This is a genomic window from Mycolicibacterium vaccae NBRC 14118 = CIP 105934 (assembly GCF_001552715.1).
Taxonomy (GTDB): Bacteria; Actinomycetota; Actinomycetes; order Mycobacteriales; family Mycobacteriaceae; genus Mycobacterium; species Mycobacterium vaccae.
Genome location: NZ_BCRS01000204.1, coordinates 1 through 9,874, shown reverse-complemented (window position 1 = coordinate 9,874; position 9,874 = coordinate 1). Strand labels below are relative to the sequence as shown.

The window sequence follows — 9,874 nt, the reverse complement described above, 5'->3', positions numbered from 1 at the left end:
CGAGGGACGAGCCGCGTTGAGGAGTCCGACAGTGGGGATGCGTCAGCTGATGATGGTCGCGACGATCCCGGCCAGGTAACCCAGCCGGGCGACCTCGCTCGGCCGGAACGCCGGTCCGCCGGGGCGGCCGAGCATCATCGCGGTCCGCGGATCGCTCAGTGGGGCGGCCGCCAGCGTGGTGTCCATGTCGCGCCACACCTGGGGCACCCAGTCGGCGGTCGCGTCCAGTGCCGTCGCGCGCTGCAGCGGCAACCAGGGTGTTTCGGCAGCCTGCGTCTCGGGGGCGCCCGGGCTGCCCACCACGCGTTCGGAACCGGTGTCGGTCAGCTGCACGACGGTGCACCACCCGACCCGTAGCACTCTCGGCGCCTCGTCGACCAGCACCTGCAGCCGCTTGAGCGTCCCGTCGGCGGCGGCGACATGATCGATCAGCTCCAGTTCGCGGTGGGCTTCCAGCAGCCCGGTGTGCGGGCGGATGCTGTCGACGTAGACGCCCTTGAGCTTCTCGGCGGCGGTGATCAGCATGTCGGGCATGGCGCCCAGCGGGAGTTCGACCACCAGATCGTCGACTGCGTAACCGGCGGACCGTTCCACCACATCCAGCGACAGGATGTCGGCGCCCACCGAGCCCAGCGCCACCGCCAGGGAACCGAGGCTGCCCGGCCGGTCCTCGAGCTGGACCCGCAGCAGATACGAAGGCACGGCCAACACTGTGTCACGGACTGCCGGGACCGGGCGACTCGGGCGACCGGCGCTCTTGTCGGCTCGGCCGGCGCCGGGCCGCGGGCGGGTTGAACTAGGGTTGGTGGCCGTGTCACAGATCTCCCGCGACGAGGTAGCGCACCTGGCGCGTCTCGCTCGACTCGCCCTGACCGATAGCGAATTGGACAGCTTCGTCGGTCAGTTGGACGCCATCCTGGGCCACGTCGGCCAGATCCAGGCCGTCGACGTCACCGGCGTCGAAGCCACCGACAACCCGTTGACCGACGTCAACGTGTTCCGGTCCGACGACCCGCAGCCCAGCCTGTCCCAGGACGACGCGCTGGCCGCCGCACCGAACGCCGCCGAAGGGCGCTTCGCGGTGCCGCGAATCCTAGGAGAGCCCGAATGACCGACACCGAGCTGATCAGGCTGGACGCCGCCACTCTCGCGGCGAAGATCGCTGCCAAGGAGGTGTCCTCGACCGAGGTGACGCAGGCCTGCCTGGACCAGATCGCGGCCACCGACGAGCGGTACCACGCGTTCCTGCACGTGGCCGCGGACCGCGCGCTCGACGCCGCCGCGGCGGTGGACAAGGCGGCGGCCTCCGGTGCCGAACCGGCCTCCCCGCTGGCCGGTGTGCCGCTGGCGCTCAAGGACGTCTTCACCACCACCGACATGCCCACCACCTGCGGTTCGAAGATCCTGGACGGCTGGACCTCGCCGTACGACGCGACGGTCACCGCGAAGCTGCGCGCCGCCGGCATCCCGATCCTCGGCAAGACCAACATGGACGAGTTCGCGATGGGCTCGTCGACGGAGAACTCGGCCTACGGCCCCACCCGCAACCCGTGGGACACCGAGCGGGTGCCCGGCGGGTCGGGCGGCGGCAGCGCCGCGGCGCTCGCGGCGTTCCAGGCCCCGCTGGCCATCGGCACCGACACCGGCGGCTCGATCCGCCAGCCCGCCGCGCTGACGGCGACCGTCGGCGTGAAGCCGACCTACGGCACGGTGTCGCGGTACGGACTGGTGGCGTGCGCGTCGTCGCTGGACCAGGGCGGGCCGTGCGCGCGCACGGTGCTCGACACCGCGCTGCTGCACCAGGTCATCGCGGGTCACGATCCGAGGGACTCGACGTCGGTGGACGCCGCGGTGCCCGACATCGTCGGTGCCGCCCGCGCCGGGGCCGAGGGCGACCTCACAGGGGTGCGCATCGGCGTGGTCAAACAGCTGCGCAGCGGCGAGGGCTACCAGCCCGGTGTGCTCGCGTCGTTCACCGCGGCCCTCGAGCAGCTGACCGCACTCGGCGCCGAGATCAGCGAGGTCGACTGCCCGCACTTCGACTACTCGCTGCCCGCCTACTACCTGATCCTGCCGTCGGAGGTGTCGTCGAACCTGGCGAAGTTCGACGGCATGCGCTATGGGCTGCGGGCCGGCGACGACGGCACCCACAGCGCCGAAGAGGTCATGGCGATCTCCCGGGCGGCGGGCTTCGGTCCGGAGGTTAAGCGTCGCATCATGATCGGCACCTATGCGCTGTCGGCCGGCTACTACGACGCCTATTACAACCAGGCCCAGAAGGTGCGGACGCTGATCGCCCGTGACCTCGAGGAGGCCTACCGCCGCGTCGACGTCCTGGTGACGCCCACGACTCCGTCCACGGCGTTCCGGCTCGGGGAGAAGGTCGATGATCCGCTGGCGATGTACCTGTTCGACCTGTGCACACTGCCGTTGAACCTGGCCGGGCACTGCGGGATGTCGGTGCCGTCGGGGCTGTCGGCCGATGACGGTCTGCCCGTCGGACTGCAGATCATGGCGCCGGCACTGGCCGACGACCGCCTCTATCGGGTGGGTGCCGCCTACGAAACAGCAAGAGGACTGCTGCCGACCGCGCTGTGAGCGGGTTAGATGGGTGTCATGCGTATCGGAGTGCTGACCGGTGGAGGCGACTGTCCAGGGCTCAACGCCGTCATCCGGGCGGTGGTGCGCACCTGTGACGTGCGGTACGGGTCGTCGGTGGTGGGTTTCCAGGACGGCTGGCGCGGGCTGTTGGAGGACCGGCGGATCCAGCTGCGCAACGACGACCGCAACGACCGGCTGCTCGCCAAGGGCGGCACCATGCTGGGCACCGCGCGGGTCAACCCCGACAAGCTGCGGGCCGGCCTCGACCAGATCAAGCAGACGCTGGAGGACAACGGCATCGACGTGCTCATCCCGATCGGGGGAGAGGGCACACTGACCGCCGCGCACTGGCTGTCCGAGGAGAACGTTCCCGTCGTCGGGGTGCCCAAGACGATCGACAACGACATCGACTGCACCGACGTGACGTTCGGCCACGACACCGCGCTGACCGTCGCGACCGAGGCGATCGACCGGCTGCACAGCACCGCCGAATCGCATCAGCGGGTGATGCTCGTCGAGGTGATGGGACGCCACGCCGGCTGGATCGCGCTCAACGCCGGGCTGGCCTCGGGCGCGCACATGACGCTGATCCCCGAGCAGCCGTTCGACGTCGAAGAGGTGTGCCGGCTGGTCAAACAGCGCTTCGTGCGCGGGGATTCGCACTTCATCTGCGTGGTCGCCGAGGGGGCGAAGCCGGCCGAGGGCTCCATGCAGCTGCGCAGCGGCGGCATCGACGAGTTCGGTCACGAGCGGTTCACCGGCGTCGCCCAGCAGCTCGCGGTGGAGGTGGAGAAGCGGATCAACAAGGAGGTCCGTGTCACGGTGCTCGGCCATGTGCAGCGCGGCGGCACCCCCACCGCCTACGACCGTGTGCTGGCCACCCGGTTCGGCGTCAACGCAGCCGACGCCGCGCACGCCGGGGAGTACGGGATGATGGTGTCGCTGCGTGGGCAGGAGATCGGCCGGGTGCCGCTGGAGGAGGCGGTCCGTCAGCTCAAGCTGGTGCCGCAGAGCCGCTACGACGACGCCGCCGAGTTCTTCGGCTGAGTCTTCTTCGCGAGCTGCGGGCACCACCCGCTTGCGGGGGAGCACGAACTCGCACTCTGGGGCGCCGAACCGTGCGAGTTTGTGTCTGTTCGCGGCGAAAAGCCGACCCACTAGGATCTGGGGCATGACCTCCGTGACCTCGGCTACCGCACCGCTGCTCGATTACGACCAGGTCATCGCCAAGTATGAACCCGTGCTCGGTCTTGAGGTGCACGTCGAGCTGTCGACGGCGACCAAGATGTTCTGCGGATGCGCCAACAAATTCGGCGCCGAACCCAACACCCAGGTGTGCCCGGTCTGCCTCGGTCTGCCCGGCTCGCTGCCGGTGCTCAACGAGGCCGCGGTGGAGTCCGCGATCCGTATCGGGCTGGCGCTGAACTGCGACATCGCCCCGTGGGGCCGGTTCGCCCGGAAGAACTACTTCTATCCGGACCAGCCGAAGAACTACCAGATCTCCCAGTACGACGAACCGATCGCGATCAACGGCTATCTCGATGTGCCGCTCGACGACGGCACCACCTGGCGGATCGAGATCGAACGCGCGCACATGGAGGAGGACACCGGCAAGCTGACCCACCTGGGCAGCGACACCGGCCGCATCGCCGGGGCGACGACCTCGCTGGCCGACTACAACCGCTCCGGCGTCCCGCTGATCGAGATCGTCACCAAACCCGTCGAAGGCACCGGGGCGCGCGCTCCGGAGATCGCCCGGGCCTACGTCACCGCGCTGCGGGACCTGTTGCGCGCGTTGGATGTTTCCGATGTCCGGATGGACCAGGGGTCGATGCGCTGTGATTCGAACGTGTCCCTCAAGCCGATCGGGCAGGCAGAGTTCGGCACCCGCACCGAGACCAAGAACGTGAACTCGCTCAAGAGCGTCGAAGTCGCGGTCCGGTACGAGATGCGCAGGCAGGCCGCGGTGCTGGCGAGCGGCGGCACCGTCGTGCAGGAGACCCGCCACTTCCACGAGGACGGCTACACCTCGCCGGGCCGCAGCAAGGAGACCGCGCAGGACTACCGCTACTTCCCGGAGCCGGACCTGGAGCCGGTGGCGCCCAGCGCCGAGCTGGTGGAACGCTTGCGCGGCACGTTGCCCGAGCTCCCGTGGTTGGCGCGCAAGCGAATTCAGCAGGACTGGGGCATCTCCGACGAGGTGATGCGCGACCTGGTCAACATCGGCGCGCTGGACCTGATCGCCGCGACGGTCGAGCACGGCGCGTCCAGCGACGCCGCCCGCGCGTGGTGGGGCAACTTCCTGGTGCAGAAGGCCAACGAGGACGGGGTCGAGGTGTCCGATCTGCCGATCACCCCGGCCCAGGTCGCCGCGGTGGTCAAGCTGGTCGACGAGGGCAAGCTGTCCAACAAGCTGGCCCGCCAGGTCGTCGAGGGGGTGCTGGCCGGTGAGGGCGAGCCCGAGCAGGTGATGGCCGACCGCGGGCTGGCCATGGTCCGCGACGACTCGCTGATCCAGGCCGCGGTGGACGAGGCGCTGGCCGCCAATCCCGACATCGCCGAGAAGATCCGCGGCGGGAAGGTGCAGGCGGCGGGCGCGATCGTGGGTGCGGTGATGAAGGCGACGAAGGGGCAGGCCGACGCGGCGCGCGTGCGCGAACTCGTCATGGCTGCCTGCAGCTAGATGACGCGCGTTCAGGACCTGGTCTTCCGCGTCCTGCAGCACCCACTGCGGTTGCTGTCGCTGCGGTCCATCGTCGTTCTCTCCCAGCTGGGGGTGATCATCCTCGTGCTCACGCTGGGTGTGTGGGTGTGGGTGGGGGTCACCAACGACCAGTACGACCAGCTCGACCGCCGCCTGGACTCCCTGTCCAGCCTCGGTGACGTGACCACGCTGTTGCGCAGCGCGCAGGACGGGGTCGGGCCGGAGCCCACCGAGGGCGGGCTGGTGCGCACGGCGCGCACCGGTGCGACCACCGTGTCCATTCCGGCCGACATCGTGCTGCCCGAACTGCCCAGCGGATACTCCGACACGACCATCGACGGCGTCGAGTACCGGGTGCGCACCATCACCACGCCCAACGCGTCGATCGCGCTGGGTGCACCGCTGGCCGACACCAAGGCCCGCATCGACTCGTTGCACTGGCGGGTGTTCTGGATCTGCTTCGGGGTGATCCTGGGCACGCTGCTGATCGGCTGGGTGATCGGGTTGATCATGGTCAACCCGTTCCGGCTGCTCGCCCAGCAGGCCCGCGCCATCAACGCCCAGTCCGCGCCCGACGAGGTGCAGGTGCGCGGGGTGTGGGAGGCCGTCGAGATCTCCGAGGCCGTCGAGGGGATGCTCGCCCGGATCGGCGACGAGCAGCAGCGCACCCGTGCCGCGCTGGAGGCGGCCCGCGACTTCGCGTCGGTGGCCTCCCACGAGTTGCGCACCCCGCTGACCGCGATGCGGACCAACCTGGAGGTGCTCTCGACGCTGGACCTCGGTGCCGAGCAGCGCGACGAGGTGATCGGCGACGTGATCCGGACGCAGTCCCGGATCGAGGCGACCCTGACGGCATTGGAGCGTCTGGCCCAGGGGCAGTTGACCACGGTGGAGGACTTCGTGCCCGTCGACGTCGCCGAACTGCTCGACCGCGCGGCCCACGACGCGATGCGCAACTATCCCGGGGTCGAGGTGTCGCTGGCCTCGTCGACGACAGTGCTGATGCTCGGTATGCCGGCCGGGCTCCGGCTGGTGATCGACAACGCCATCGCCAACGCGGTCAAACACGGTGGGGCGACACAGATCCGGCTCAGCGTGGTCAGCTCGCAGGACGGCGTGGAGATCGCCGTCGACGACAACGGTTCCGGGGTCCCCGAGGAGGAGCGCACCGCGGTCTTCGAACGTTTCCACCGCGGCACCACCGCGTCCCGCTCAGGTTCGGGTCTGGGTCTGGCGTTGGTCGCCCAGCAGGCCGAGATCCACGGCGGCACAGCGTCGTTGGAGGTCAGTCCGCAGGGTGGGACGCGTCTGATGCTCCGGTTGCCGGGCTCGGGTCCGAGCTAGCGGACCCGCCCACGAGGCCGTCCCACGCCGATATCGCGGCCTCCGCGATGCGCAGGAGCTTGGCGCGGTCGGCGCCGTCTCTGGCCTGGATCGCCATCCCGTGGTTGACCGTGTTGTAGAACGCGGCGACGGCATCGGCGTCGGTGTCGGCCGGGACGTCACCGTCGGCGATGCCGCGCCGGATGCGACGGATGAAGTCCTCTTCCAGCGACATCCGCCACTCGGCCAGATGCTGGTGCACGCCGCGGTTCTGCTCGCTGCAGGTGTTGGCAGTCAGCACGATCAGGCACCCGGCCGGTGTGTCGGGGTCGCAGTAGGCGATCGCGTAGTGCCGCAACACAGTGGCGATCGCGTCGCGCGCGGTGGGCTGCTCGCGCAGCGCCGTCACGACCGCGGCGCCCTCGGTCTGGTCGTAGTGCGCCACGGCTTCGCGCAGCAGCTGCTCCTTCGAGCCGAATGCGGCGTACAGGCTCGGCGAGTTGATCCCCATCGCCGCGGTCAGGTCGGCGATCGAGGTGCCCTCGTAGCCGTGTTCCCAGAACACGGTCATCGCCTGCCGTAGTGCCGCCGTGCGGTCGAAGGCGCGCGGTCTACCGCGAGCCGCCATGCCCGTCCCTTCTGTATCGAACGCCACGTTTTCCGTTGACAAGAGTAGCTGGTGCTGCTAATTCTGTATCGAACACTACAGAAAGGGCGGACCGCCATGTCCGAACGAAACGGAGCGGTTGCATTGGTGACCGGCGGCAGCCGCGGGATCGGCGCCGCGATCGCGCGGGGCCTGGCCCGGCGCGGCGCACACGTTGCCATCACCTATGCGCAGTCCGAAGCCGGCGCCCGCGCGGTGGTCGGGGAGATCCGGTCGTTCGGGGTGCGCGGTGTCGCGATCCGGGCCGACAGCGCATCGACCGAGGAGGTCACCGCCGCGGTGGAGCGGGTGGCCGGCGAGTTCGGTCGTCTCGACGTACTCGTGAACAACGCCGGGATCTTCCCGTTCGGTCCGTTCGAGGAGGTGTCCGTCGCCGAACTCGACCGCACCCTGGCCATCCACGCCCGGGCGGCATTCGTGGCCAGTCAGGCCGCGGCGCGGCACATGGTCGACGGCGCGACGATCATCAGCATCGGCAGCAACCTCGCCGAGCGGGTGCCCTACCCGGGGGTGGCGCTCTACGCGATGAGTAAGTCTGCGCTGATCGGTTTGACCAAAGGGCTCGCGCGCGACCTCGGGCCACGTGGAATCGCGGTCAATCTCGTGCAGCCCGGATCGACCCACACCGACATGAATCCCGCGGACGGGCCGAGTGCCGACAGTCAGCGCGAGCTGAGCGCATTCGGGCGTTTCGCCGACACCGCCGAGATCGCGGACGTGGTCGCATTCCTCGCGGGTCCGGGCGGCCGCAGCATCACCGGCGCGGTGCTGACGGCCGACGCCGGGGCCAACGCCTGACCGCCATGGCGTGGCTACTGCTGATCGTCGCCGGTCTGCTGGAGGTCTTCTGGGCGACCGCTCTCAAACAGTCCGACGGCCTCACCAGGTTCTGGCCCAGTGCACTCGGCATCGGCGGGGCCGTCACAAGTTTCGTGTTGCTGGCGATCGCGTTGAAGTCGCTGCCCGCCGACACCGGTTACGCGGTGTGGGTGGGCATCGGGGTGGTGGGGGTGGCGATCGCAGGAATCGTCGCCTCCGGAGAATGCGTCTCCGCGGCGAAGCTCCTGTGTCTCACCGCGATCGTGGTCGGGATCGTCGGACTGCGGTTCGCCGGAGGCTGATCCCGGCCCGGGGTGGGTCAGGTGTTGTCGGCGTTGGTGCGCGGGAAGCCGCCGCCCTGCGGGAACAACGGGAACACCACGTCGTCGAGCCGCATCGCGTCCCCGGAGGTCTTGTTCACCGTGGCGCCCCACACATTTCCGTCGGGGGAGACCTGCAGCGCCCACGCGTGCCCGTGCTGGTCCTCACGGACCACCTCCGGATCACCGGTCACCGCACCGGTTTCGGGCGCCATGCGCACCGCGACGGTCTGCTTGACGTTGACGAGGTTGACCAGCACGGTGCCGTCGAGCGCTGCGCAGCCCGCCACCCCGGGCCGGTCCGGCCACGTCCACACCGTCGAGACCTTGGAATCCTTGGTGATGCGTTGCAGCCGATCGGCGGTCGGGGTCCGGTCGGTGACGTAGAGCGACTCGTCGGAAGGGTCGATGCACACGCCGCCGCCCGGGCCCAGCCCGGACAGTGCGGTCGTGGTCGGCGCCTGGTCAACCGTCGTCGGCTGCTCGATCCGCAGCAGCTTGCCGGCCAACGAGCCCGGATCGGCGGCCAGGGCCGGGTTTCCGGCATCGCCGGTCTGCACCAACAACGTGGTCGGGCTGGTGAAGATCAACGAACCCGTGTTGCCGGTGGCCCCCTTCGGGATGCCGGTCAGGATCGGCTTGGGCGGATCGCCCTCGACGATGCGCACCACACGATTGTCGGTGGGCGTGCTGATGTAGGCGTACATCAGCCGGTCCTGGACGAACGTCGGCGACATCACGATGTCCATCAGGCCGCCGTCGCCGGCCGGGTCGACGGGGATGACCAACTTGGTGACCGGTTCGGCGCGCACCGACACCTGCTTGACCGCGCCGGTGGTGCGCTCGGCCACCAGCGCGGACTGGCTGTCGGGCAACATGATCAGGCCACTGGTGCTCTCCAGGCAGCCCTGCATGACGCCGGGGGCCGGGCATTCCTTCGGGAACGGCTTGGCCGGCAGGGGAGGGGGCGGTGGGGGCGTCGAGGTCGGGCCGGGAGCCAGTTGCGGTTCCGTCGTGAACGGCTGGGACTGCGCGGAGTCGAACCGGGCGCAGCCGGCACCGGCAAGCAGCGCCGCGCTCAGCAGCACGACGAAAGGTCCCCACGACCGACGCTCGCTCATGCAGGCCAGGTTACGGATCGCCGGACAGTGCCCGCCACGGGCTCCCCGCCGCGACCTGGGGCGGGCACCGGAAACACGTGCTCAACGCGCCGCGTGAATTCCCGTCTCCCGGCGGTACAGCACTTACCCTGACTGACGTGACGAGCCCCCATGATCCCGGCCCCTGGCAGCGGCCCGACGATTCGGCTGGGCGGCCCGCGTCGGCGAGCCTGGTGGACCCGGAAGACGACCTCCCCTCGGCGAACTACGGCGGTGACTTCGAGACCACCGCGATTCCGCGCTACGACTCCGCCAAGCCCGCCGGTCAGCAGCAGCCGTT

At 69.6% G+C, this 9,874-nt stretch carries 10 protein-coding genes and 1 pseudogene; 8 read left to right on the top strand and 3 right to left on the bottom strand.

Features of this window, described 5'->3' with window-relative positions; translation table 11 throughout:
* Positions 1-42 precede the first annotated feature (42 nt).
* A complete protein-coding gene (locus MVA01S_RS26675; protein WP_003928702.1) occupies positions 43-711 on the bottom strand; it encodes an ACT domain-containing protein in 669 nt (222 codons plus the stop codon).
* Between the two features lie 100 nt (positions 712-811).
* Here MVA01S_RS26675 and gatC point away from each other — a divergent pair, with 100 nt between their 5' ends.
* The 5 genes from gatC (at position 812) to MVA01S_RS26650 (ending at position 6,649) form a co-directional block, all read left to right on the top strand.
* Positions 812-1,111 (top strand): Asp-tRNA(Asn)/Glu-tRNA(Gln) amidotransferase subunit GatC, encoded by a 300-nt coding sequence (gatC, locus tag MVA01S_RS26670; protein ID WP_003928701.1) that lies wholly within the window; start codon positions 812-814, stop codon positions 1,109-1,111.
* Positions 1,108-2,598 (top strand): Asp-tRNA(Asn)/Glu-tRNA(Gln) amidotransferase subunit GatA, encoded by a 1,491-nt coding sequence (gene gatA / locus MVA01S_RS26665; RefSeq protein WP_003928700.1) that lies wholly within the window; start codon positions 1,108-1,110, stop codon positions 2,596-2,598. The genes gatC and gatA overlap by 4 nt, the downstream gene beginning before the upstream one ends.
* An 18-nt stretch (positions 2,599-2,616) precedes the next feature.
* Entirely contained in the window at positions 2,617-3,648 is a 1,032-nt protein-coding gene (locus MVA01S_RS26660; RefSeq protein WP_003928699.1) for an ATP-dependent 6-phosphofructokinase, read from the top strand.
* A 124-nt stretch (positions 3,649-3,772) separates the two neighbouring features.
* Positions 3,773-5,284: an Asp-tRNA(Asn)/Glu-tRNA(Gln) amidotransferase subunit GatB gene (gene gatB, locus MVA01S_RS26655; RefSeq protein WP_003928698.1), complete on the top strand. Its 1,512-nt coding sequence runs from the start codon at positions 3,773-3,775 to the stop codon at positions 5,282-5,284.
* Positions 5,285-6,649 carry a sensor histidine kinase gene (locus MVA01S_RS26650; RefSeq protein WP_003928697.1) on the top strand — a complete coding sequence of 455 codons (1,365 nt, stop codon included), beginning with the start codon at positions 5,285-5,287 and terminating at the stop codon, positions 6,647-6,649. It abuts the gene before it with no gap.
* On the opposite strand, the gene MVA01S_RS26645 is transcribed toward MVA01S_RS26650, so the two are convergent.
* Positions 6,591-7,256, bottom strand: a complete 666-nt coding sequence (locus MVA01S_RS26645; RefSeq protein WP_003928696.1) for a TetR/AcrR family transcriptional regulator — start codon at positions 7,254-7,256, stop codon at positions 6,591-6,593. The two genes, MVA01S_RS26650 and MVA01S_RS26645, sit on opposite strands and share 59 nt — an antisense overlap.
* A 96-nt stretch (positions 7,257-7,352) precedes the next feature.
* On the opposite strand from MVA01S_RS26645, the gene MVA01S_RS26640 reads away from it, so the two are divergent.
* Together MVA01S_RS26640 and MVA01S_RS26635 are read left to right on the top strand one after the other, a co-directional pair.
* Positions 7,353-8,093: an SDR family NAD(P)-dependent oxidoreductase gene (locus MVA01S_RS26640; RefSeq protein ID WP_040540061.1), complete on the top strand. Its 741-nt coding sequence runs from the start codon at positions 7,353-7,355 to the stop codon at positions 8,091-8,093.
* Positions 8,094-8,098: 5 nt separating this feature from the next.
* Positions 8,099-8,416, top strand: coding sequence for a DMT family transporter (locus MVA01S_RS26635; protein WP_003928694.1), 318 nt, complete (start codon positions 8,099-8,101; stop codon positions 8,414-8,416).
* Positions 8,417-8,433: 17 nt separating this feature from the next.
* On the opposite strand, the gene MVA01S_RS26630 is transcribed toward MVA01S_RS26635, so the two are convergent.
* Complete coding sequence (locus MVA01S_RS26630) at positions 8,434-9,555, bottom strand: PQQ-dependent sugar dehydrogenase (RefSeq protein ID WP_040540059.1); 1,122 nt, start codon at positions 9,553-9,555, stop codon at positions 8,434-8,436.
* Between the two features lie 137 nt (positions 9,556-9,692).
* On the opposite strand from MVA01S_RS26630, the pseudogene MVA01S_RS31015 reads away from it, so the two are divergent.
* Positions 9,693-9,874 (top strand): annotated as a pseudogene (locus MVA01S_RS31015) (hypothetical protein); the annotation flags it as partial.

Bases quoted from the DNA above. Each gene is read 5' to 3' on its own strand.
- gatA (WP_003928700.1), top strand. From the start codon at position 1,108: ATGACCGACACCGAGCTGATCAGGCTGGACGCCGCCACTCTCGCGGCG.
- MVA01S_RS26660 (WP_003928699.1), top strand. From the start codon at position 2,617: ATGCGTATCGGAGTGCTGACCGGTGGAGGCGACTGTCCAGGGCTCAAC.
- gatB (WP_003928698.1), top strand. From the start codon at position 3,773: ATGACCTCCGTGACCTCGGCTACCGCACCGCTGCTCGATTACGACCAG.
- MVA01S_RS26650 (WP_003928697.1), top strand. From the start codon at position 5,285: ATGACGCGCGTTCAGGACCTGGTCTTCCGCGTCCTGCAGCACCCACTG.
- MVA01S_RS26645 (WP_003928696.1), bottom strand. From the start codon at position 7,256: ATGGCGGCTCGCGGTAGACCGCGCGCCTTCGACCGCACGGCGGCACTA.
- MVA01S_RS26640 (WP_040540061.1), top strand. From the start codon at position 7,353: ATGTCCGAACGAAACGGAGCGGTTGCATTGGTGACCGGCGGCAGCCGC.
- MVA01S_RS26635 (WP_003928694.1), top strand. From the start codon at position 8,099: ATGGCGTGGCTACTGCTGATCGTCGCCGGTCTGCTGGAGGTCTTCTGG.
- MVA01S_RS26630 (WP_040540059.1), bottom strand. From the start codon at position 9,555: ATGAGCGAGCGTCGGTCGTGGGGACCTTTCGTCGTGCTGCTGAGCGCG.